Raw genomic sequence first — 24,398 nt, forward strand, 5'->3', positions numbered from 1 at the left:
GAGCGAGGCTTGCCCGCGATGGCGTCCTCACGGACGCCACACGGCATCAGTCGCCGTAGATGTCGGACTTGAAGTACTTCTCGGAAATCTTCTGATACTCGCCACTGGCGCGAATGCCATCGATGGCGGCATTCAACTGGCTGACCAGCTCGGCATTGCCCTTGCGCACCGCGATCCCCGCGCCCTCACCCACGTATTTCGGGTCCTTCAGCTCCGGCCCGACAAACGCATAGCCCTTGCCGCGCGGCATCGACAGAAAGTCATTCAGCGGAATGGTGTCAGCGAAAATCGCATCGAGACGCCCGGCCGCCAGGTCCATGTAGATCTCTTCGTTGTTGCTGTAGCGCTTGACGTTGATGCCCTTGGGCTCGAACACCTCGGTGGCGTAGCGGTCGGTGGTGGTCGCCCGTTGCACACCGACATTCTTGCCCTTGAGGCTGGCGTACTGGTCATCGACCGTCGCGCCTTCCTTCATCACCAGCCGCGAGGAAGTGAAGTAGTACTTGTGGGTGAAGTCGACCGACTTCTTGCGGTCTTCATTGATGGTCATCGACGACAGCGCCATGTCGATTTTCTTCACTTTCAACGAAGGAATCAGGCCATCGAATTCACCCTCGACCCATAGGCACTTGACCTGCATCTGCGCGCACAAGGCATTGCCGATGTCGTAGTCGAAACCGACGATCTCACCTTTGTCGGTTTTCGAGGCGAACGGCGGATAAGCCGCCTCGATGCCGATGCGCAGGGTTTTCTCGGCGGCGAACAGGCTGCCGCACGCCAACAGGCTCAGGACCAGGCCACTGATGAGGGGGAGTTTCTTCATATTCGTTCTCTCGCGGGTTGTTGTTGGTTTGGCAAGACAGAAGAAAGGAGTGAAACGGTGAAGCCTTTTTTTGTACTTGTAAATCCATACTGGACTTTTACGTATATTTCGTCAACGGAGCGGACGCGCTTCATCCCGCCTTTGGTCGAGATACCAAATCGAGAGAGAAACAGGGAAGTCGAGGGTGTAACTGAGGGCCTATCGCGGGTAAGCCTCGCTCCTACAGACGGTGTTGATCGTAGGAGCGAGGCTTGCCCGCGATGGCGGACTTGCGGTCAATACAGAGGGATCAGGACGTCACTCTTTCCAGCGATCCGCCGCCGCATGATCGCTGTCACGGCCTTCCACCCAGCGCGGGCCATCGGCGGTGGTTTCCTTCTTCCAGAACGGCGCGCGGGTCTTCAGGTAGTCCATGACAAAGGCACAGGCATCGAATGCCGCCTGGCGGTGGGCGCTGGCGGCGCCGACGAAGACGATCGGCTCGCCCGGCTCCAGCGCACCGATGCGATGCAGCACTTCCAGCTTGAGCAGTGGCCAGCGCTGTTCGGCCTCGGCGGCGATCTTGCCCAGGGCCTTCTCGGTCATGCCCGGGTAATGCTCGAGAAACATCCCCGCCACGTCCAGGCCGTCGTTGAAATCACGCACGTAACCGACAAAGCTCACCACCGCGCCGACGCCGACATTCGCCGCATGCATTGCGTTGACTTCCGCCCCCGGATCGAAGGCGCCCGATTGCACGCGAATCGCCATGTCAGCCCCCGGTCACGGTAGGAAAAAACGCCACTTCGTCGCCGTCGCTCACCGGCTCGTCGAGCTGGCAGAGGTCTTCGTTGCGGGCGCACATCAGGTTCTGCTCGCTGAGCACCTCGGCGCCCTCGCGCTGCGCCAACAGCGCGCGCACATCGTCGACCGTGGCGAAATCGCCGGCGACCCGCAGCGAATCCACGCCCAGCGCCTCGCGGTAGCGGGCGAAAAACTTCACGGTCAGGTTCATTGCTCGTCCGCCTGGTAATGGCCGCTCTTGCCGCCCAGTTTCTCCAGCAGGCGCACGCCTTCGATGGTCATGCCGCGGTCCACGGCCTTGCACATGTCGTAGATGGTCAGGGCGGCGACACTGGCGGCGGTCAGGGCTTCCATTTCCACCCCGGTCTGCCCGGCCAGCTTGCAGCGGGCAACGATGCGCACGCTGTCCTCGCCTTCGGCGCTGAGCTCGACCTTGACGCTGGTGAGCATCAGCGGATGGCACAGGGGGATCAGATCGCTGGTCTTTTTCGCCGCCTGGATGCCGGCGATGCGCGCCACGGCGAACACATCACCCTTGGGGTGACCGCCGCTGACGATCATTTGCAGGGTTTGCGGGAGCATGCGCACCCGGGCTTCGGCCGTGGCTTCGCGGGACGTCACGGCTTTGTCGGTGACGTCGACCATATTGGCGCGACCTTGGGAATCGAGATGAGTCAGCACAGCCTTACTCCTGATCAGGAAAGGCGATTGTAAACCCGAGGGTCAATTTTCCGCACGCCTGATTATCCGCGTGCCCCCCGATCCCGTAGGAGCGAGGCTTGCCCGCGATGGCATCACCGCGCTGATCCTGTTGCACCGCGTTGCCTGGATCGCGGGCAAGCCTCGCTCCTACGGAAGACAGGTTTTGTTCGGGCACAAAAAAACGGGCGGCCTTGCGGCCGCCCGTTGGGTGAAGGTTACAGATGGGATTCGGCGTATTCGGCCAGGATCGAGCGGGGAACCCCTTGCAGGGTGATGTGCACCCCGTTGGGGAAGTCCTTGAAGCGTTCAGTCAGGTAGGTCAGCCCGGAGCTGGTCGCGGACAGGTAAGGGGTATCGATCTGCGCCAGGTTGCCCAGGCACACCACTTTGGAACCGGCGCCGGCACGGGTGATGATGGTTTTCATCTGGTGCGGGGTGAGGTTCTGGCATTCGTCGATCAGGATCAGGCTCTGCTGGAAGCTGCGGCCACGAATGTAGTTGAGGGATTTGAACTGCAGCGGCACCTTGCTGAGGATGTAGTCGACGCTGCCATGGGTGTTTTCGTCATCCATGTGTAGGGCTTCGAGGTTGTCGGTGATGGCGCCGAGCCAGGGCTCCATTTTTTCCGCTTCGGTGCCCGGCAGGAAGCCGATCTCCTGGTCCAGCCCCTGCACGCTGCGGGTGGCGATGATGCGCCGATAACGCTTGCTGACCATGGTCTGTTCGATGGCCGCGGCCAGGGCCAGGATGGTCTTGCCCGAACCGGCAGCCCCGGACAGGTTGACCAGATGGATATCCGGATCGAGCAGGGCGAACAGCGCCAGGCCTTGATAGATGTCGCGCGGTTTCAGGCCCCAGGCTTCCTGGTGCAACAGGGGTTCCTGATGCAGGTCGAGAATCAGCAGCACATCGGCGCGAATCTCCTTGATCCAGCCGACAAAACCCTGTTCGTCGATGATGAACTCGTTGATGTGCACCGCCGGCAGGTTGTCGGTGAGTTGCACCTGGTGCCAGGTGCGGCCGTGATCCTGGCGGGTCTCCACCTTGCTCACGCGGTCCCAGAAGGAGCCGGTCATGTTGTGGAAGCCGTTGGGCAGCAAGGCCACGTCGTCGACCAGCTGGTCGGTGCTGTAGTCTTCGGCGGCGATCCCGCAGGCGCGCGCCTTGAGGCGCATGTTGATGTCTTTGGTCACCAGCACCACGCGCAGCTCCTTGTTGCGCGCGTGCAGGTCGATCAACTGGTTGATGATGATGTTGTCGTTGAGGTTTTCCGGCAGCAGGCTGTTGGGCTCCGAGCGTTTGCTCATGAGGATCGACAGCAGGCCTTTGGGGCCGCTCTTGCCACGCTGGATCGGCACACCCAGCTCGACATCTTCCGGCGAGGCCTCACCCAGGGTCTTGTCGATCAGGCGAATGGCCTGGCGGCATTCCGCTGCAACGCTGTGATGGCCGCTCTTGAGCTTGTCGAGTTCCTCCAGGACGATCATCGGGATCGCCACATGGTGTTCTTCGAAGTTCAGCAGGGCGTTTGGATCGTGAATCAATACATTGGTATCGAGTACATAAAGGATTGGCTGGTTGGAGGAAGGGCTACGTCCGTGGTCATCCATACTCGGTCACCTTATGTGGGGGCCAGTCGACGCAATACCATGGCGGTGCTGCGCCTCGAATCGACCGTCGAATTCACCCGCGAAGGTTCGAGTGAAGTGCACACAAAAGGAGTCTTGGGAGACGCCACCTGTGTTGCAGGTTTCGGCGGTCTGACTTCGTAATACTCCAAAACCTGTGACAGGAAAAAGCACTTTGACGCTTTTTTTAAGTTTATTTTGCAGAGTGACGAATAGCCCTTGGCGCGCTGCCCAAGCACCGTTAAAGTCGGAAGTCCGCTTGTATCGAAATCCTCGCCAAAATCGGCAACCTTCCCCCTTCGCCCCGCAAATACGGACCTTTCGTCGTTTCTAGCGAAACGCGTCCTGACAATCCTCCCAACCGATTCCGCTCTGCGCCGTCTGTGTCAGCAGCCAGGGCAACGCCGTCTTCACCGCGTCCTGCCGGGCATTGAAATTAATCACCCCGTGCCGCCACAACAGCATCAGGGTCAACACCCGCTGGCCGCTCTGTTCGCCCTTGAGCTTGCCGGCGCCGTCCTGCGGATCGATGTCCCACAGCGCCACCTGCAAACCCTGGGCATTAAAGAAGGCCTGCGCGTCGGCCCGGCGCTGACCGTAGGGCGGGCGGAACAGCGGCACATAGTTTTCCGGCAGCTTGCCCTTGACCAGCTCGACGCTGCGCTCGATCGAGTCCTGCCAGTCCTGCCAATGGCTGTGGGAACGATACTCCCAGCCCTGGACGCCCACGCACTGCTGCGAATACAGGGCCTGCAGGCTGGCCACCGAACGTTGTTCCAGGCGGCTCTGCAGCTCGCTGCCGAGTACGAAGAAGGTGCCGTTCATGTTCGACTTGCGCAGGTATTCAGCCAGCCAGGGGGTGTTGTCCGGGGCGAGATTGGCGGCGCTGTCGAAGGTCAGCAAAAACAGTCGGTCATTGAGCTCGTCGCCGTTGCGCTCGTAGTCGCCAAAACGCTCAATCTCGCTGGCGGTCTGGGGAAACAGCGCGGCCTTGCGCAGCAATTCGTCCAGGTACTGCTCATGGAAGGCCCGGCTCGGCTCGGCCCAGCGAGCGTAATAAGAGTCATCGCCCAACTGGAACTTGCCGGCCTGCTCGCGCAGGGTGTCCAGGTCTTCCACCAGGAAACAGAAGGAGGCGTCCTGGTCGCAGCTCTGCTGGGCGAAGTTGTAGTTGGCCAGCAATTGCTGCCAGAGCCGCTGGCGAACGGCATCGATCGACGCCATGTTGATGATCCGCAGGCCCAGGCGCTGCTTCAACGAGCCTTCATCCCAGGCCTCGCTGACCAGCAGGGCGCGGGCAAAGGTGAGGATCTCCGCCCGCGACGCCACGTCGAACAGGGTCGGGTTGCTGAGCTGTTCCGGCCAGGTGCTGCGATCCAGGGTCGCCACCTCGCTCGGGGCCGCCAGGGCGCCGAAGCTCAACAGCCAGATCGAAAGAAAAAACGCGCTGCGCAAAGGGATGTCTCCATAACAAAACCCGCGCGGCACTATAGCCGATGCCACAACCCCGACCCTATTCGAATCCCCATCCCCTCTGTAGGAGCGAGCTTGCTCGCGATGCTCGTCAACGATGACGCATATCGCCTGATACCTTGCGCTGCTCTCAGGTTCATCGCGAGCAAGCTCGCTCCTACAGAAAGCAGCAGACAACGGACGACCGGCCTCCCCTATTGCCTTCATAGGTGGAGTCAAATCGCCCAAGCCCCTAGAATCCCCCGACGCTTACAGGAGACGACTTCATGCTGATGGTGATTTCACCCGCCAAGACCCTCGATTTCGAGACCCCGCCCGTCACTCAACGCTTCACCCAGCCGCAGTACCTCGATCACTCCCAGGAACTGATCCTGCAATTGCGCGAACTGAGCCCGGCGCAAATCAGCGAACTGATGCACGTCTCCGACAAGATCGGCGGCCTCAACGCCGCGCGTTTCGGCAGCTGGACCCCGGCCTTCACCCCGGCCAACGCCAAGCAGGCGCTGCTGGCGTTCAAGGGCGACGTGTACACCGGCCTGAATGCCGAAACCTTGAGCGAAGCCGATTTCGACTACGCCCAGCAGCATTTGCGCATGCTCTCCGGCCTGTACGGCCTGCTGCGCCCGCTGGACCTGATGCAGCCTTACCGCCTGGAAATGGGTACCAAGCTGGCCAACGCCCGCGGCAAGGACCTGTACGCCTTCTGGGGCACGCGCATCAGCGAATGGCTCAATGAGGCCCTGGCCGAACAGGGCGACGACCTGCTGCTCAACCTGGCGTCCAACGAGTACTTCTCGGCGGTCAAGCGCACGGCCCTGAACGCCCGGATCATCAATACCGAGTTCAAGGACCTGAAGAACGGCCAGTACAAGATCATCAGCTTCTACGCCAAGAAGGCCCGGGGCATGATGAGCCGCTTCGTCATAGAAGAACGCATCAACGACCCGGCGGCACTCAAGCAGTTCGATGTCCAGGGTTATCGCTACAGCGCCGAACAGTCGAAACCCGACAATCTGGTTTTCCTGCGCGATCACGCACCGGAATAACGCACCCGGTCGACGCACTGGTTTCGCGCAAACGAGTGCGTCGACGAGCGGTCACTTTCCTCTTTGACCCCCGCCAAAACGCCAAACAATTGGCGCCAAAATATTTTCTTCTGAATTTATAACTTTTGTTTCACTCGACAGAGGTCATTTTTTTCAGTAGTGGCACGCAATTTTTTTATCGGTAGTGGCATAAAAATATCCCCGCGCTTTAACTCCCCATAACTAAAGGCTGAAATGGTAAGTGCTATCAATATGAAAGCAGTGCCATCTTTTGCAATATTTCAAGAAATTTCAGAAAACAGGATCAGCGGTCTGGAACTATGTCCTGAACCACCGCTCATACCACCGGTAACGATTCTCGACGAGTTTGTAGGAGATGACTTACATGGGATCCAACGACAGTAGCGAAGTTGTCATATTGTCCTGACCTACTGCTCAAGGACTCGAACTCAGGGTCAATACACAGGAGATAATGCACCATTACTATCCCCTACAAGGCCATGGCATAGCCCGCCTTAAAACGCTTCCGGGAGCGTGTAACTACCTGATTATCATGGGCCTGCGCCTATAAATCAGGATTATCGCCAACCTCGGAGCTGCCTTCCAGCAGGAAGGACGGCGACATTTAAGGGCAGCCCCTACAACAAGGCCAAGTTGCGCACAACTTGAGTGCACTTATTTAGACACTCGGAACTTAGTCTGCCTGCACTGGATATATCAACGCTTGTTCGTTGAACTTCCGAGTGCGCAATTAAAGCTGGCAAACATTAACTCCGGCCATCTAATGGCGTGAATAACACAGAGGTAAATGCGATGCGCATCAGCATATTTGGTTTGGGTTACGTCGGTGCAGTATGTGCCGGTTGCCTGTCTGCACGGGGCCATGAGGTCGTTGGCGTCGATGTTGCCAAGGACAAGATCGACATGATCAACGCCGGCCGTTCGCCGATCGTTGAACCGGGTCTGGGTGAACTTCTGGCGCAAGGTATTCAAACCGGTCGTCTGCGCGGAACCACCAACTTCGCCGAGGCGATTCGCGACACCGACTTGTCGATGATCTGTGTCGGCACGCCAAGCAAGAAGAACGGCGACCTGGAACTCAACTACATCGAGGCGGTATGCCGCGAGATCGGTTTTGTCCTGCGTGACAAGACTTCCCGCCACACCATCGTGGTGCGCAGTACCGTACTGCCGGGCACCGTGGCCAACGTGGTGATCCCGATTCTCGAAGACTGCTCCGGCAAGAAGGCCGGCGTCGACTTCGGCGTCGCGGTCAACCCTGAGTTCCTGCGTGAAAGCACCGCGATCAAGGACTACGACTTCCCACCGATGACCGTGATCGGTGAGTTCGACAAGGCTTCGGGCGACGTCCTGCAATCGCTGTACGAAGAACTCGACGCACCGATCATCCGCAAGGACATCGCCGTCGCCGAGATGATCAAGTACACCTGCAACGTGTGGCACGCCACCAAGGTCACCTTCGCCAACGAGATCGGCAACATCGCCAAGGCCGTCGGCGTCGACGGTCGTGAAGTGATGGACGTGGTCTGCCAGGACAAGACCCTCAACCTGTCCCAGTACTACATGCGCCCAGGCTTCGCCTTCGGCGGTTCCTGCCTGCCCAAGGACGTGCGCGCCCTGACCTTCCGTGCCGGCTCCCTGGACGTCGAAGCGCCGCTGCTCAATTCGCTGATGCGCAGTAACGAGTCCCAGGTGCAGAACGCCTTCGACATCGTCTCCAGCCACGAAAAACGCAAAGTCGCCCTGCTCGGCCTGAGCTTCAAGGCCGGTACCGACGACCTGCGCGAAAGCCCGCTGGTGGAACTGGCGGAAATGCTGATCGGCAAAGGCTTCGACCTGAGCATCTACGACAGCAACGTCGAGTACGCCCGTGTCCACGGTGCCAACAAGGACTACATCGAGTCCAAGATCCCCCACGTCTCGTCCCTGCTCAACGCGGACTTCGATTCGGTGATCGACAACTCCGACGTGATCATCCTCGGCAACCGCGACGAGAAGTTCCGCGCCCTGGCCGAAGACGTGCCGCACGGCAAGCAGGTCATCGACCTGGTCGGGTTCATGTCCAAGGCCACCAGCGCGAATGGCCGGACCGAAGGTATCTGCTGGTAACAGCGGTATCGGGGGCAGTTCCCCGTTCCTGTAGCCGCTGTCGCAGGTGCGATCGAGCCCTAAAGGGTCGCGACGCACCTGCAACTGCCGGAGGTTTATCGCAGCCTCCGGCAACGGCTACAGGAATGTGCCCCTTTGGCTTTTTTGCCTGCCTTAACCCCATCGGGCCACCCCACAGGCTCGCCCGAGATCGAGACGGATGCAGATTATGCACAGGCTAAAGCACGGCCTACTCCAGGCCGCAGGTTGGCTGTTTTTCTTGAGTTTACTGATGGGTCTCGCCCTGGCGTTGCCCGCGTCCACATTCGACTCCGAATCGAAGGACTTCATCTTCCTGATTGGCGCCGTGGGTATCTGGCGCTACTCGATGGGTGCCACGCATTTCGTGCGCGGCATGCTGTTTCTCTACGTGGTCTACCCGCACCTGCGCCGCAAGGTCCGCAAACTGGGCAAGGCCGCCGATCCGTCCCACGTGTACCTGATGGTCACCAGTTTCCGGATCGACGCCCTGACCACCGCCCAGGTCTATGGCTCGGTGATCCGTGAAGCCATCGACTGCGGCTTCCCCACCACCGTGGTCTGCTCGATCGTGGAAATGTCCGACGAGCTGCTGGTGAAAAGCCTCTGGGCCCGCATGAACCCGCCGGCCCACGTCAAGCTCGACTTCGTGCGCATCCCCGGCACCGGCAAGCGCGACGGCCTGGCCTTCGGTTTCCGCGCCATCTCCCGCCACCTGCCGGACGACCGTGCCGTGGTCGCGGTGATCGACGGCGACACCGTGCTCGGCGAAGGCGTGGTGCGCAAGACCGTGCCCTGGTTCCAGCTGTTCGGCAACGTCGGCGGCCTGACCACCAACGAGTTCTGCGAAGTGCGCGGCGGCTACATCATGAGCGAGTGGCACAAGCTGCGCTTCGCCCAGCGCCACATCAACATGTGCTCCATGGCCCTGTCCAAGCGCGTGCTGACCATGACCGGACGCATGTCGGTGTTCCGCGCCAGCGTGGTCACCAACCCGGACTTCATCGCCGACGTGGAAAGCGACTCGCTGCAACACTGGCGCCTGGGCCGCTTCAAGTTCCTCACCGGCGACGACAAGTCCAGCTGGTTCAGCCTGATGCGCCTGGGCTACGACACCTTCTACGTGCCCGATGCGGCGATCAACACCGTGGAGCACCCACCGGAGAAGAGTTTCATCAAGGCCAGCCGCAAGCTGATGTTCCGCTGGTACGGCAACAACCTGCGGCAGAACTCCCGGGCCCTGGGCCTGGGCCTCAAGCGCCTGGGGCTGTTCACCAGCGTGGTGCTGTTCGACCAGCGCGTGTCGATGTGGACCTCCTTGCTGGGCCTGACCGTGGCCCTGATCGCCAGCTTCAAGTACGGCACCGCCTTCATCCTGGTGTACCTGCTGTGGATCGGTATCACCCGCCTGCTGCTGACCCTGCTGCTGTCCTGTTCGGGGCACCGGATCGGCCCGGCCTACCCTTTGATCCTCTATTACAACCAGATCGTCGGGGCCCTGGTGAAGATCTATGTGTTCTTCCGCCTCGACCAACAGTCCTGGACCCGCCAACCGACTGCTCTGTCCCGTGACCTCGCCAGCTTTCAACGTTGGTTCAACACCTGGTCGTCTCGGACCATGACCTTCTCCGCCGGCAGCATTTTCGTCGCCGCGCTGCTGCTGATGGTCTGACCCGCCTTGCCTGAATTAACTAGGAAATCGCCCTTATGAACACCGCCGTGAACGTCAACGTAGTGCATGAATCCGAAGCCCAACGCCAACACGCCCGGGTCAAAATCCCGGCCAAGCTGCGCTTCTTCGGCCCCGACCGGACCCCGGTCGAAGCGCGGGTCATCGACCTCTCCGCCGGCGGCCTGAGCTTCAACTGCGGGCAGCTGCCGATCAAGGTCGGCGACGTGCACAAGGGTCGCCTGCAGTTCGTCATCGACAACCTCGGGCTGGCCATGGACGTGGAGTTGCAGGTGCGCTCCGTGGATCGCCAGAGCGGTCGTGTCGGTTGCCAGTTCCAGAACCTCGAGCCCCAGGACATCTCGACCCTGCGCCAGCTGATCACCTCGCACCTGGCCGGCGACATCGTGACCATGGGCGACGTGCTCGCCACCCTGCAGCGCGACAACTTCACCAAGGCGCGCAAGACCAAGGACGCCGGCCACGGCATGAGCGCCCTGGGCCGCCTGCGCGCGGTGACCTTCAGCGCCGGGATCTTCGTCGTTGGCCTCGCGGCCTTCGGCTTCATCCTCAAGTCGGTGTACGGCATGTACTTCGTCAGCCACGCCCAGGCCGGCCTGGTCAGCGCGCCGGGGATGAACGTCACCATGCCGCGTGACGGCACCGTGCAGAGCCTGATCCAGGCCGACGGCGTGGCCGCCAAGGGCGCCCCGCTGGCGACCTTCAGCACCAGCATGCTCGACGTGCTCAAGGGCCACCTGAACGAAGACCAGCTGCAACCGGCCAAGGTCGAGGAACTGTTCGGCAAGCAGATGACCGGCACCCTGACCTCGCCCTGCGACTGCACCGTGGCCCAGCAGATGGTTGCCGACGGCCAGTACGCCAGCAAAGGCGACGTGATCTTCCAGCTGGTCCCGCGGGGCAGCCAGGCCAACATCGAAGCGCGTTTCTCCTATCGCCAGTTCGCCGACGTGCGTCCGGGGACCAAGGTCAGCTTCCAGATCGCCGGCGAAGACGACGTGCGCAGCGGCACCATCGTCAGCAGCACCAGCCTCAACAGCAGCGACCTGTCTTCGGACATTCGCGTGCAGATCAAGCCCGATGCCCCGCTGAGCAGCGCCTTCGCCGGCCGTCCGGTGGAAGTCAGCAGCGACCGCGGCCCATCCGTGAACTGGCTGATCGACAAAGCCATGGCTGCCGGACTCTAAGCGGAGGACATGCCTGTGACTAGCCTTTCCATTCGAATCGGTGCCGGCTGCGAGATCCTTCGCGAGCAAGCTCGCTCCTACACGAGCGCTGCAGCCACCTGTAGGAGCGAGCTTGCTCGCGATAAATCCCAGGGTCGTCGCGCGCTGGCCCTGTGCTCGCTGGCCCTGGCCGTGAGCCTGGCCGGTTGCGCCGGCCTGCCCGACCAGCGCCTGGCCAACGAAGCCCTGAAGCGCGGCGACACCGTGCTTGCGGAGCAGAACTACCGGCAACTGGCGGACCTGGGCTACAGCGACGCCCAGGTCGGCCTGGCCGACATCCAGATGGAAACCCGCGACCCGGCGAAGATCAAGCAAGCCGAGGCGACCTACCGCGCCGCGGCCGACACCTCGCCGCGGGCCCAGGCACGCCTGGGCCGCCTGCTGGTGGCCAAGCCCGGCTCCACCGAGGCCGAGCATCACGAAGCCGAAGGCCTGTTGAAAAAGGCCTTCGCCAACGGTGAAGGCAACACCCTGATCCCGCTGGCGATGCTCTACCTGCAATATCCGCAGAGCTTCCCCAAGGTCAACGCCCAACAGCAGATCAGCCAATGGCGCAGCGCCGGCTACCCGGAAGCCGGCCTGGCCCAGGTGCTGCTGTACCGCACCCAGGGCACCTACGACCAGCACCTGGCCGAGGTGGAAACCATCTGCAAGGCGGCGCTGAACGTCACCGATATCTGCTACGTCGAGCTGGCCACCGTCTACCAGAAACGCGGCCAGCCGGAACAACAGGCCGAGCTGCTGAAACAGCTGCAGGCCGGGCACGCCCGCGGCGCCATCAGCGCGCAACGAGTGGACAGCGTGGCCCGGGTGCTGGGCGACGCCAGCCTGGGCAAGACCGACGAGAAAACCGCGCAGGCGCTGCTGGAGCCGATCGCTCCCGGCTACCCGGCCTCCTGGGTCACCCTGGCGCAACTGCTCTACGACTTCCCCGAACTGGGCGACGTCGACAAGATGATGCAGTACCTGGACAACGGTCGCGCCGCCGACCAGCCCCGCGCCGAACTGCTGCTGGGCAAGCTCTACTACGAAGGCAAGATGGTCCCGGCCGACGCCAAGGTCGCCGAAGAACACTTCAAGAAGGCCCAGGGCAAGGAAGTCGCCGCCGACTACTACCTCGGCCAGATCTACCGCCGTGGCTACCTGGGCCAGGTCTATCCGCAAAAGGCCCTGGACCACCTGCTGACCGCCGCGCGCAACGGCCAGAACAGCGCCGATTTCGCCATTGCCCAGCTGTTCTCCCAGGGCAAGGGCACCAAGCCCGACCCGCTCAATGCCTATGTCTTCAGCCAGCTGGCCAAGACCCAGGACACCCCGCAAGCCAACGAGCTTGCGCAACAACTCGAAGCCCAACTGCCGCCAGGCCAACGCGCCGAGGCCCAACGCCTGCTGCAACAGGAGCAGGCCGTACGTGGCGCCTTGAGCCAGAACACGTTGGAACTGCACGCGCTGCAGGAAGAAGACGGTGAGGAATCCCTATGAAGTTCACTCCATCCAGCCACGCCAATCCTGTAGCCGCTGCCGCAGGCTGCGATCGAGCGCGCAGCGCTCGCCAACCAGGCGACCGAGATCTGTCAGTGGCACCGCGTGCGCAGGTTTTGCGGCCGCTGCGCAGCCCATCGCAGCCTGCGGCAGCGGCTACGGGAAAACTGTTCAGCCTGTCGAAGCTGGGTGTGGCCCTGGGTTTTGCCCTGGTCTGGTCCAACCCGACCCTCGCGGCCATCACCGAGAGCAAGAACTTCGGCCTGGAAGTGAAGATCACCGGCCAGTCCGAAGACGACCGTGACCTCGGCACCCTGGGCGGCGGCGACGTCAACGGCGTCGGCCTCGACCTGCGCCCCTGGGTCTACGGCGAAAGCGGCAACTGGAGCGCCTACGCCATGGGCCAGGCGGTGACCTCCACCGACATCATCGAGACCGACACCCTGCAGCAGTCCGACGGCGCCAGCACCGAAAGCAGCAACAACAGCGATCGCAAGAGCAAGAAGAACTACCTGGCGATGCGCGAGTTCTGGATCGGCTACAGCGGCCTCACCCCCTACCCGGGCGAGCAGTTGAAGTTCGGTCGCCAGCGCCTGCGCAACGACGACGGCCAATGGCGCGACACCAACATCGAAGCCCTGAACTGGACCTTCGACACCACCCTGCTGCGCGCCAACGTCGGCATCGCCGAACGTTTCAGCGAGTACCGTACCGACCTCAAGGAGCTGGCGCCGGAAGACAAGGATCGCCTGCACGTCTATGGCGATGTGGCCTACCAGTGGACCCCGGGACATTGGGCCGGCGTCCGCGCCCACCACAGCCATGACGACGGCAAGCTCGACTACCCGGTACCGGGCGAAGCCACCGACTCCCTGGACAAGCGCCAGAACGGCGACCTGACCTGGCTCGGCCTGGAAGCCAACAGCGATGCCTACAACTGGCGCAACACCAACACCGTCAACTACTGGGCGAGCATCACCGGCATGAGCGGCGACCGCGACAAGGTCAACGCGCTGAACGCCGACGGCACCCGCCCGGCCCAGGCCAAGAGCGGCGAGAACCTCGACGGCTGGGCCACCGACCTCGGCGTGCGCCTGCGCCTGGACCCGAAATGGCAGGTCGGCGCGGCCTACGCCCGCGCCAGCGGCGACTACGAACAGAACGGCCTGGAAAGCAACCGCTCGAACTACACCGGGACCCGCTCGCGGGTGCACCGTTTCGGCGAAGCCTTCCGCGGCGAAATGAACAACATGCAGACCGCCACCCTGTTCGGTTCCTGGATGCTCGCCGACGAATATGACGCCAGCCTGATCTACCACAAGTTCTGGCGCGTGGACGGCAACAAGCCGGTGGGCAGCAACGGTATCAACGCCGTGGAAAACAACTACGACGACGCCACCGGCGCCCTGCTCTCCAGCTCGTCCCTGCCGCTGCGCGATGGCGAGAAAGACCTCGGCCAGGAAGTGGACCTGGTGGTCACCAAGTACTTCAAGCAAGGCCTGCTGCCGGCCGCGCTCAGCCAGTCGATCGACGAGCCTTCGGCGCTGGTGCGCTTTCGTGGCGGCGTGTTCAAGCCGGGCGATGCCTATGGCAAGAACGTCGACTCGTACATGCACCGCGCCTTTGTCGACGTGATCTGGCGCTTCTGATGCGAGTCGCCAAGGGAGTGCCTGAGATGAACAGCCCGATGAACAGCCCTGCGGTGCGAGGCTCGATCAGCCTGTTGGCCGGCGCCATGCTGCTGGCCAGCAGCGCCGCCTTCGCCAACGTCGAACCGGCCCCGGCCGCCACGCCCGGCAAGCAGCCGACCGTGGCCAAGGAGCTGCAACAGGCCAAGACCTACACCGTCAGCAGCGCGCCCACCGCGCCGCTGAACCTGGCCAAGCCGACCTTGCCCGACCTCTCCGGCTACACCGCCGAAGCGGCAGCGGCGAAGATCGTGCGCAGCAAGCCCGGCAAGATCAGCGTGCGCCGCATGATGCAGGAAGACGCGCTGAAGGACTTTATCGGCGGTGACAACAAGATGGCCGAATGGGTGGTGCGCCAGCACGGCATCCCCCAGGCAATCTTCATCGACGACGGTTACGTCAACCTCAAGGAGTTGGCGAAGAAGCTGCCCAAGCAGTACATCAGCGAAACCTCGCCGGGCGTGTACCTGGCGCGGCTGCCGATCGTGGTCGGGCGCAAGGGCATCCTGGAAATCGACCAGCAGACCCAGGAACTGCGCCTGTCCCAGGAAGGCGGCTCGTTCCTGGTCAACGACGGCCAGCTGTTCGTGCGCGACACCAAGGTCACCGGCTGGCGCGAGAAGGACAACGGCCCGGCGACCTTCAACTCGCCCAAGGAATTCCGTCCGTTCCTGCTGGCCTGGGGCGGTACCGAGACCTACATCGTCAACAGCAAGATGGCCAGCTTCGGCTACGCCAACAGTAAGTCCTACGGCGTGAGTATTTCCCAGTACACGCCGAACATGGCCAAGGTGCTCAAGCGCCCCGAACCCACCGGCTGGATCATCGGCTCGGAGTTCTCGGACATGTGGTACGGCTTCTACTGCTACGAGACCCGCGACTTCGTGGTCAAGGGCAATACCTACAAGGACAACATCGTCTACGGCATCGACCCCCACGACCGTTCGCACCGGCTGATCATCGCCGACAACACCGTCTACGGGACCAAGAAGAAGCACGGGATCATCATTTCCCGGGAAGTGAACGACAGCTTCATCTTCAACAACCGCAGCTACGACAACAAGCTCTCGGGCCTGGTGATCGACCGTAACAGCGTGAACAACCTGATCGCCGACAACGAGATCTACCGCAACCACACCGACGGCATCACCCTCTACGAGAGTGCCGACAACCTGCTGTGGGGCAACAAGGTGATCAGCAACCGGCGCCACGGCATCCGCATTCGCAACAGCGTGAACATCCGCCTGTACGAAAACGTCGCCATGGCCAACGGCCTGACCGGCGTCTACGGCCACATCAAGGACCTCTCCGATACCGACCGCGACATCAAGCTCGACCCGTTCGACGCCCAGGTGTCGCTGATCGTGGTCGGTGGCGAGCTGGCGGCCAACGGCAGCGGCCCGATGTCCATCGACTCGCCGTTGAGCGTCGAGCTGTACCGCGTGTCCATGCTCGCCCCGACCAAGAGCAGCGGCATCAGCTTCTCGGGGATCCTCGGCGAGCGCCAGGACGAAATTCTTGACCTGCTGGTGCGCCAGCAGAAAGCCGTGCTGATCGACCCTGTCGAACGCCAGACCGAAATGCGCGATTGAGGATGACTGTCATGCGCCCACACCTGATCAAACTCTTGAGCCTCTCGGCATTGACCGCGGGCATTCTCGCCGCCGGCAACAGCGCCCGCGCCGACGAAACCCAGGCACCGAAGTTCACCGCCGAGCCGTGCTGCAACCTGTGCCCGGCGGCCCACGACGCGAAGAACTACACCACCCGCTACCAGCAGAACTTCACCACCCTGGTGCAAGCCCAGGGCGACTGGCTGTTCCGCACCCAGGAAGACCTGCGCACCGAGTTCAACACCACGCCGGAAGGTTATCGCCGCCTGCAACAGCTGCACGACGCCTTCAAGAGCAAGGGCGTGGAGCTGGTGCTGGTCTACCAGCCGACCCGTGGCCTGGTGAACCGCAACAAGCTCAACCCGCAGGAGAAGGCCAGCTTCGACTACGACAAGGCGCTGAAAAACTACCAGGGCATGCTCGGCCGTTTCGCCCAGATGGGCTACGTGGTGCCGGACCTGTCGCCGCTGACCAACGAGCAACTGCCGGAGACCCTGCCGGCCCACGATTTCTACTTCCGCGGCGACCAGCACTGGACCCCGTACGGCGCCCAGCGCACGGCGAAGATCGTGGCGCAGAAGGTCAAGCAACTGCCGGCCTTCGCCGACATTCCCAAGCGTGAGTTCGAGACCCACAAGTCCGGGCGCATGGGCAAGACCGGCACCCTGCACAACATGGCCGGCCAGCTGTGTGGCACCAGCTACGCGATCCAGTACATGGACCAGTTCACCACCGAACCCAAGGGCGAAGCCGGCGACGGCGACCTGTTCGGCGATTCCGGCAACCCGGAAATCACCCTGGTGGGCACCAGCCACAGCGGCAAGAACTACAACTTCGCCGGCTTCCTGCAGGAAGAAATCGGCGCCGACATTCTCAACGTCGCCTTCCCCGGCGGTGGCTTCGAAGGCTCCATGCTGCAGTACCTGGGCAGCGAGGAATTCCAGACCAAGCCACCGAAGATCCTGATCTGGGAATTCTCGCCGCTGTACCGCCTGGACCAGGAAACCATCTACCGGCAGATGATGGCCCTGCTGGACAACGGCTGCGAAGGCAAGCCGGCGCAAATGAGCGCCAGCGCCACCCTCAAGCCCGGCAAGAACGAGCTGATGGTCAACAGCAAGAACATGGACCTGCGCAACAGCAGCCACCAGGTCGATATCCGCTTCGCCGACACCTCGGTGAAAACCCTGCAAGCCACCCTCTGGTACATGAACGGGCGCCACGAGGACATCAAGATCGAAAAACCGGAAACATCCGACACCGACGGGCGTTTCGCCTTTGAACTGCGCACCGACGAAGACTGGGCCTCGCAGAACCTGCTGGCGGTCGAAGTCCAGGGTCCGGAAGCGGGCGCCGCGGCGCAGAAAGTCGAAGCGAAAATTTGCAAACGCAACGTATTCCCGGACGCCGGTCAACGCACCGCGCAAATCGGGCAATGAGGCTCCTATGCAAAGCAAAACGCTGAAACAGTTCTTGGCCCCGAGCCTGTTGAGCCTGGCGCTGTTCGCCGGCGCCACCCAGGCCGCGGCCCCACTGCGTCCGCCCCAGGGGTATTACGCGCCGGTGGATAAATTCAAGAGCGGCGACCACAGCGAAGGCTGCGACACCATGCCCGCGCCTTACACCGGCTCGCTGCAATTTCGCAGCAAGTACGAAGGTTCGGACAAGGCCCGCGCGACCCTCAACGAACAATCGGAAAAGGCCTTTCGCGACAGCACCGCCGACATCACCAAGATCGAGCGCGGCACCAGCAAGCGGGTCATGCAGTTCATGCGCGACGGTCGTCCGGAACAACTGGACTGCACCCTCAGCTGGCTGAGCGCCTGGGCCCAGGCCGATGCGTTGATGTCCAAGGACTTCAACCACACCGGCAAGTCCATGCGCAAATGGGCCCTGGGCAGCATGGCCTCGGCCTACCTGCGCCTGAAGTTCTCCGACTCCCATCCGCTGGCTACCCACCAGCAGCAAGCGCAACAGATCGAGGCCTGGTTCAGCAAGATGGCCGACCAGGTGGTCAGCGACTGGGACAACCTGCCGCTGGACAAGACCAACAACCACTCGTACTGGGCCGCCTGGTCGGTGATGGCCACCGCCGTGGCGACCAACCGCCGCGACCTGTTCGACTGGGCCGTGAAGGAATACAAGGTCGGCGCCAACCAGGTCGATGCCGACGGTTTCCTGCCCAACGAACTCAAGCGCCAGCAACGCGCCCTGGCCTATCACAACTACGCCCTGCCGCCGCTGGCGATGATCGCCAGCTTCGCCCAGGTCAACGGTGTCGACCTGCGCCAGGAAAACAACGGCGCGCTGAAACGCCTGGGCGAGCGGGTGCTGGCCGGGGTGAAGGATCCGGACGAATTCGCAGAGAAGAACGGCAAGGAACAGGACATGACCGACCTCAAGGTCGACTCGAAATTCGCCTGGCTCGAACCCTTCTGCAGCCTCTACACCTGCGCCCCGGATGTGCTCGAACGCAAGCACAAGATGCAACCGTTCAAGACCTTCCGCCTGGGCGGCGACCTGACCAAGGTCTACGACCCCTCTTTTGAGAAGGGCAACAAGGGTTCGTAAGAAACACGCAAAACCCTGTAGGAGCGAGCTTGCTCGCGATAGCCGCAAAGCGGCGATTCAACCGACACCGCGTCATCGTTGAGTTTTTTCGCGAGCAAGCTCGCTCCTACAGGACACGCAAGACTCATAGCCGCAGCCAAGGCATGTGGTGAATGCAATACGCCTCCCCGGTTTTTCACGGGGGGGTTTGGGGGGGCTCCGGCCCTTTACTGTTGGTCAAACATGGAGAGATCGGGATGGTTTTCTCATCCAATGTGTTCCTGTTCCTGTTCTTGCCGATCTTTCTCGGCTTGTACTACCTGAGCGGGCAACGCTATCGCAACCTGCTGCTGCTGATCGCCAGCTACGTGTTCTATGCCTGGTGGCGGGTGGACTTCCTGGCGCTGTTCGCCGGCGTCACCCTGTGGAACTACTGGATCGGCCTGAAAGTCGGCGCCGCCGGGGTCAGGACCAAGCCGGCCCAGCGCTGGCTGCTGCTCGGCGTGGCGGTGGACCTGTGCATCCTCGGCTACTTCAAGTACGCCAACTTCGGCGTGGACAGCATTAACGCGATCATGACCTCCATGGGTCTGGAGCCGTTCATCCTGACCCACGTGCTGTTGCCGATCGGTATCTCGTTCTACATCTTCGAGTCCATCAGCTACATCATCGACGTCTATCGCGGCGACACCCCGGCGACCCGCAACCTGATCGACTTCGCGGCGTTCGTGGCGATCTTCCCGCACCTGATCGCCGGCCCCGTGCTGCGTTTTCGTGACCTGGCCGACCAGTTCAACAACCGCACCCACACCCTGGACAAGTTCTCCGAAGGCTGCACGCGCTTCATGCAGGGCTTCATCAAGAAAGTGTTCATCGCCGACACCCTGGCGGTGGTCGCCGACCATTGCTTCGCCCTGCAGAACCCGACCACGGGCGACGCCTGGCTGGGCGCCCTGGCCTACACCGCGCAGCTGTACTTCGACTTCTCCGGCTACAGCGACATGGCCATCGGCCTGGGGTTGATGATGGGTTTCCGCTTCATGGAAAACTTCAAGCAGCCCTACATCAGCCAGTCGATCACCGAGTTCTGGCGGCGCTGGCACATCAGCCTGTCCACCTGGCTGCGCGACTACCTGTACATCACCCTGGGCGGCAACCGCAAAGGCACGCTGATGACCTATCGCAACCTGTTCCTGACCATGCTGCTCGGTGGCCTGTGGCACGGCGCGAATATCACCTACGTGGTCTGGGGCGCCTGGCACGGCATGTGGCTGGCGATCGAGAAGGCGCTGGGCATCAACACCACGCCACGCACGCTGAACCCGATCCGCTGGGCGCTGACCTTCCTGCTGGTGGTGATGGGCTGGGTGATCTTCCGCGCCGAGAACCTGCACGTCGCCGGTCGCATGTACGGCGCCATGTTCAGCTTCGGCGACTGGTCGCTGTCGGAACTCAACCGCGCCAGCCTCACCGGCCTGCAAGTGGCGACCCTGGTCGTGGCCTACGCCACCCTGGCGTTCTTCGGCCTGCGTGACCTGTATCGCAACCCGACACCGGTCAAGAGCAAGCCTGAAATCAACACCGAGGCCGACGGTCCGGCCACCGCCCAGCCTGGCCTGATCAAGGCCGTACCTGGGGACAAGCCGGACAGCATCCACCAGCCGGGCTACACCGTGGGCGTCGAAGCCCAGGTCCAGCCGGCCTACTGGGTCGCCGACTGGCCGCGTTACGTGATGCGCGCCCTGGTGCTGCTGCTGTTCATCGCCTCGATTCTCAAACTCTCGGCGCAAAGCTTCTCGCCGTTCCTTTACTTCCAGTTCTGAGGGATCTGACCATGACCCGCTCATTACGCGTCTTCTACATTGCCCTGTTCCTGGTGACCCTGATGGTCCTGGGCCTGTGGTCGGTGCGCAGCTTCTTCGGCTTCAGCACCAACAACGACGCCACTGTGCTCAACGGTCGCTGGGCCAAGGCCGTGGAAACCCACTACGACGACGAGTTCCCGATCAAGCGCCTGGGCACCAACCTGTGGGCGGCCCTGGACTTCAAGCTGTTCAACGAAGGTCGTCCGGGCGTGGTGCTCGGCCGCGACCAGTGGCTGTACAGCGATGAAGAGTTCCACCCGATCGTCAACGAAGAACTCAACCTGCAAGGCAACTACGCGCTGGTCGAAGGCGTGCGCCAGGCCCTGAAAGAGAAAGGCGTGAAACTGGTGATGGCGATCGTGCCGGCCAAGGTGCGCCTGTACCCGGAACACCTGGGCGACGTCCAGCCGGCCAGCATCCACGCCAACCTCTACCAGGACTTCCACGCCCGGGTGGCGGCCGACAAGATCCTCGCCCCCGACCTGCTGGGCCCGTTGCAACAGGCCAAGCAGAACGGCCAGCAAGTGTTCCTGCGCACCGACACCCATTGGACCCCGGCCGGCGCCGAAGTCGCCGCCAACCAGTTGGCCAAGGCGATTGCCGACAAGGCACCACTGATGGGCCAGCCGCAACGCTTCGTCACCGAAGCCGAGCAGACCGTGGTGCACAAGGGCGACCTGCGCCTGTTCCTGCCCCTGGACCCGCTGTTCGAAAACCTGATGCCGGCCAAGGAGCCGCTGCAGAAACGCGTGACCCGCGCCGCCGACGATCAGCCGGCCGCCGACGACGCACTGTTCGCCGACAACGAAGTGCCGGTGGCCCTGGTGGGCACCAGCTACAGCGCCAACCCGAACTGGAACTTCGTCGGCGCGCTCAAGCAGGCCCTGCACAGCGACGTGGTCAGCTACGCCGAAGACGGCCACGGCCCGGTGTTGCCGATGCTCAGCTACCTGAAAAGCGATGCCTTCAAGAACAGCCCGCCCCAGGTGCTGATCTGGGAGTTCCCCGAACGATATCTGCCGGTCAATAACGATATCGGCGACGCCGACCCGCAGTGGGTCGCAGAGCTCAAACAAGCCGGCGCCCGCCAACAGAACGTAGCTGCACTCAACAAATCCGAGACGCCCGATCGGGCGCAAAACTGAAAGAGAGGTACACCATGACTTTCACTATCACTCCGCGTCGTCTCGCCAAGGCAATCACACTGGCTGCCGGCATGAGCGTCCTGTCCCTGCCCGCCTTCGCCGGTGGCGACGCCGCGCTGTACGGCCCGACCGCGCCCAAGGGCTCGTCCTTCGTGCGCATCTACAACGCCAGCAACCAGGAAGTCAGCGCCACCGTCGGCAGCACCAATGTCAGCGACGTCGCGCCGCTGGCCAGCAGTGACTTCAGCTTCATGCCCGGCGGCGACTACACCGCCAAGGTCGGCAGCCAGAGCCTGCCGGTGAAACTCGCCGCCGACCACTATTACACCCTGGTCAACAACGCCAGCGGCCAGCCGCAGCTGATCGAAGAACCGCCGTTCAAGAACAAGCAGAAGTCCCTGGTCCGGGTGCAGAACCTGAGCGACAAGGCCCTGACCCTGAAGACCGCCGATGGCAAGACCGACGTGGTCCAGTCGGTGGCCGCCAAGGGCCGTGGCGAACGTGAAATCAACCCGGTGAAAGTCAGCTTCGCGCTGTACGAAGGCGAGAAAAAAGTCAGCGACCTCAAGCCGGTCGCCCTGGAGCGCGGCGAAGCCGCGGTGCTCTACGTCACCGGCAATGGCAGCAGCCTGTCGCCAGTCTGGGTCAAGCGCCCGGTCTCGACACGTTAACAGCAGCTGCAAGCCTCGAGCCTCAAGCGGCAAGAGAAGTGCTTTTTCTTGCCGCTTGAAACTTGCTGCTTGCAGCTGCTCCCCCGGACAAAAACAAGAGAGTGAAACGACAGAACGCAGTAGCTCTAACCCAAACGATTTTTGAAGGAGTAACAACATGATTCCGGTGATCTTGTCAGGTGGTAGTGGCTCACGTCTTTGGCCGCTTTCGCGTAAGCAATTCCCTAAACAGTTCCTCGCCCTGACCGGCGAACACACACTGTTCCAGCAAACCCTCGAGCGCCTGGTGTTCGAAGGCATGGACACGCCGATCGTGGTCTGCAACAAGGACCACCGCTTCATCGTCAACGAGCAGTTGGCGGCGCGCAAACTCGAAGCCCAGCGCATCCTGATGGAGCCATTCGGCCGCAACACCGCGCCGGCCGTGGCCCTGACCGCGATGATGCTGGTCAACGAAGGTCGTGACGAGCTGATGCTGGTGCTGCCGGCCGACCACGTGCTGGAAGACCAGAAAGCCCTGCAACGCGCCCTGGCCCTGGCCACCGTGGCCGCCGAGCGTGGCGAGATGGTGCTGTTCGGCGTGCCGGCGACCAAGCCGGAAACCGGTTATGGCTACATCAAGTCGACCAACGATGCGCTGCTGCCGGAAGGCGTGAGCCGCGTCTCGCACTTCGTCGAGAAACCCGACGTCAAGCGCGCCGCCGAGTTCGTCGAGGCCGGCGGCTACTTCTGGAACAGCGGCATGTTCCTGTTCCGCGCCAGCCGCTTCCTCGAAGAGCTGAAAAAGCACGACCCGGACATCTACGACACCTGCCTGCTGACCCTGGAACGCAGTGCCCAGGACGCCGACACCGTGGACGTCGACCCGGCCACCTTCGCCTGCTGCCCGGACAACTCCATCGACTACGCGGTGATGGAAAAGACCCAGCGCGCCTGCGTGGTGCCGCTGAGCGCCGGCTGGAGCGACGTGGGCTGCTGGTCGTCGCTGTGGGATGTGCATGAAAAGGACGTCAACGGCAACGTCAGCAAGGGCGACGTGGTGATCCAGGACAGCCGCAACTGCATGATCCACGGCAACGGCAAACTGGTGTCGGTGATCGGCCTGGAAAACATCGTGGTCGTCGAAACCAAGGACGCCATGATGATCGCCCACAAGGACAAGGTCCAAGGCGTGAAGCAGATGGTCAACACCCTCAACGAACAGGGCCGCAGCGAAACCCAGAACCACTGCGAGGTCTACCGTCCGTGGGGCTCCTACGACTCGGTGGACATGGGCGGGCGCTTCCAGGTCAAGCACATCTCGGTCAAGCCGGGCGCGTGCCTGTCTCTGCAGATGCACCACCACCGCGCCGAACACTGGATCGTGGTCAGCGGCACCGCCGAAGTCACCTGCGACGAAAACGTGTTCCTGCTCACCGAAAACCAGTCCACCTACATCCCGATCGCCTCGGTGCACCGCCTGCGCAACCCGGGCAAGATCCCGCTGGAGATCATCGAAGTGCAATCGGGCAGCTACCTGGGCGAAGACGACATCGAACGCTTCGAAGACATCTACGGCCGCTCCACTCCGGTGGAACGTGGCGTCGCGGTGAAAACCATCGCCCAGTAACCACAGCGACAAGTTTCAAGCGGCAAGCTGCAAGTAAAAGCAGGGAGTCGTTGTCAGCAAGTCCTTGCCCCCCGTCCGACCGACTGCGTCCCCTATCCGCAGGCGGTTGGGCGGGGGCTTTTTTATGCCCGCGCGCCTCTCGAATGCTCACATCCCTGTAGCCGCTGCCGAGCCCTGGCGAGGCTGCGATAGGACCGAAGGTCCTCCAGCGATCTCAAGACCCTGCGCCCGCTGCGCGGTCGATCGCAGCCTCGCC

19 protein-coding genes are annotated in these 24,398 nt (G+C 62.3%); 13 read left to right on the forward strand and 6 right to left on the reverse strand.

Features of this window, described 5'->3' with window-relative positions:
- Positions 1-46 precede the first annotated feature (46 nt).
- The 6 genes from PVZ80_RS20985 to PVZ80_RS21010 form a co-directional block, all read right to left on the reverse strand.
- On the reverse strand, positions 47-823 hold the full coding sequence (locus tag PVZ80_RS20985) for an ABC transporter substrate-binding protein (protein ID WP_009047098.1): 777 nt from the start codon (positions 821-823) through the stop codon (positions 47-49).
- A gap of 297 nt (positions 824-1,120) precedes the next feature.
- Positions 1,121-1,573, reverse strand: a complete 453-nt coding sequence (gene moaE, locus PVZ80_RS20990; RefSeq protein ID WP_007932098.1) for a molybdopterin synthase catalytic subunit MoaE — start codon at positions 1,571-1,573, stop codon at positions 1,121-1,123.
- A gap of 1 nt (position 1,574) precedes the next feature.
- Positions 1,575-1,817 (reverse strand): molybdopterin converting factor subunit 1, encoded by a 243-nt coding sequence (gene moaD / locus PVZ80_RS20995; protein ID WP_007932097.1) that lies wholly within the window; start codon positions 1,815-1,817, stop codon positions 1,575-1,577.
- Entirely contained in the window at positions 1,814-2,287 is a 474-nt protein-coding gene (gene moaC / locus PVZ80_RS21000) for a cyclic pyranopterin monophosphate synthase MoaC (RefSeq protein ID WP_009047097.1), read from the reverse strand. The genes moaD and moaC overlap by 4 nt, the downstream gene beginning before the upstream one ends.
- A 236-nt stretch (positions 2,288-2,523) precedes the next feature.
- Positions 2,524-3,918, reverse strand: a complete 1,395-nt coding sequence (locus tag PVZ80_RS21005) for a PhoH family protein (protein ID WP_009047096.1) — start codon at positions 3,916-3,918, stop codon at positions 2,524-2,526.
- 348 nt (positions 3,919-4,266) lie between these two features.
- Positions 4,267-5,391 (reverse strand): polysaccharide deacetylase family protein, encoded by a 1,125-nt coding sequence (locus tag PVZ80_RS21010; RefSeq protein WP_016702710.1) that lies wholly within the window; start codon positions 5,389-5,391, stop codon positions 4,267-4,269.
- Positions 5,392-5,675: 284 nt separating this feature from the next.
- On the opposite strand from PVZ80_RS21010, the gene yaaA reads away from it, so the two are divergent.
- The 13 genes from yaaA to PVZ80_RS21075 all read left to right on the forward strand — a co-directional run bounded on the left by yaaA (position 5,676) and on the right by PVZ80_RS21075 (position 24,142).
- On the forward strand, positions 5,676-6,455 hold the full coding sequence (gene yaaA / locus PVZ80_RS21015) for a peroxide stress protein YaaA (protein WP_009047094.1): 780 nt from the start codon (positions 5,676-5,678) through the stop codon (positions 6,453-6,455).
- 813 nt (positions 6,456-7,268) lie between these two features.
- Positions 7,269-8,585: a nucleotide sugar dehydrogenase gene (locus PVZ80_RS21020; protein ID WP_198919773.1), complete on the forward strand. Its 1,317-nt coding sequence runs from the start codon at positions 7,269-7,271 to the stop codon at positions 8,583-8,585.
- A 208-nt stretch (positions 8,586-8,793) separates the two neighbouring features.
- Positions 8,794-10,275, forward strand: a complete 1,482-nt coding sequence (gene alg8 / locus PVZ80_RS21025) for a mannuronan synthase (RefSeq protein ID WP_009042274.1) — start codon at positions 8,794-8,796, stop codon at positions 10,273-10,275.
- A 35-nt stretch (positions 10,276-10,310) separates the two neighbouring features.
- Complete coding sequence (locus tag PVZ80_RS21030) at positions 10,311-11,480, forward strand: alginate biosynthesis protein Alg44 (protein ID WP_273864493.1); 1,170 nt, start codon at positions 10,311-10,313, stop codon at positions 11,478-11,480.
- Between the two features lie 9 nt (positions 11,481-11,489).
- Entirely contained in the window at positions 11,490-13,001 is a 1,512-nt protein-coding gene (gene algK, locus PVZ80_RS21035) for an alginate biosynthesis TPR repeat lipoprotein AlgK (protein ID WP_039967705.1), read from the forward strand.
- Positions 12,998-14,650, forward strand: coding sequence for an alginate export family protein (locus tag PVZ80_RS21040; protein ID WP_273864494.1), 1,653 nt, complete (start codon positions 12,998-13,000; stop codon positions 14,648-14,650). The genes algK and PVZ80_RS21040 overlap by 4 nt, the downstream gene beginning before the upstream one ends.
- Before the next feature lie 26 nt (positions 14,651-14,676).
- A complete protein-coding gene (gene algG, locus PVZ80_RS21045) occupies positions 14,677-16,281 on the forward strand; it encodes a mannuronan 5-epimerase AlgG (protein ID WP_103330520.1) in 1,605 nt (534 codons plus the stop codon).
- An 11-nt stretch (positions 16,282-16,292) separates the two neighbouring features.
- Positions 16,293-17,741: an alginate O-acetyltransferase gene (locus tag PVZ80_RS21050; RefSeq protein ID WP_009047088.1), complete on the forward strand. Its 1,449-nt coding sequence runs from the start codon at positions 16,293-16,295 to the stop codon at positions 17,739-17,741.
- Between the two features lie 7 nt (positions 17,742-17,748).
- Positions 17,749-18,873, forward strand: coding sequence for a mannuronate-specific alginate lyase (locus PVZ80_RS21055; RefSeq protein WP_273864495.1), 1,125 nt, complete (start codon positions 17,749-17,751; stop codon positions 18,871-18,873).
- A gap of 236 nt (positions 18,874-19,109) precedes the next feature.
- On the forward strand, positions 19,110-20,675 hold the full coding sequence (locus PVZ80_RS21060; RefSeq protein ID WP_009047086.1) for an MBOAT family O-acyltransferase: 1,566 nt from the start codon (positions 19,110-19,112) through the stop codon (positions 20,673-20,675).
- An 11-nt stretch (positions 20,676-20,686) separates the two neighbouring features.
- Positions 20,687-21,862: an alginate O-acetyltransferase gene (locus tag PVZ80_RS21065; RefSeq protein ID WP_009047085.1), complete on the forward strand. Its 1,176-nt coding sequence runs from the start codon at positions 20,687-20,689 to the stop codon at positions 21,860-21,862.
- Positions 21,863-21,876: 14 nt separating this feature from the next.
- Complete coding sequence (locus tag PVZ80_RS21070) at positions 21,877-22,533, forward strand: alginate O-acetyltransferase AlgF (protein ID WP_009047084.1); 657 nt, start codon at positions 21,877-21,879, stop codon at positions 22,531-22,533.
- 157 nt (positions 22,534-22,690) lie between these two features.
- Entirely contained in the window at positions 22,691-24,142 is a 1,452-nt protein-coding gene (locus PVZ80_RS21075; protein ID WP_009047083.1) for a mannose-1-phosphate guanylyltransferase/mannose-6-phosphate isomerase, read from the forward strand.
- The last annotated feature ends 256 nt before the right edge of the window (positions 24,143-24,398 follow it).

Source organism: Pseudomonas sp. B3G-3, from assembly GCF_028640915.1.
GTDB classification, from domain to species: Bacteria; Pseudomonadota; Gammaproteobacteria; order Pseudomonadales; family Pseudomonadaceae; genus Aquipseudomonas; species Aquipseudomonas chlororaphis_I.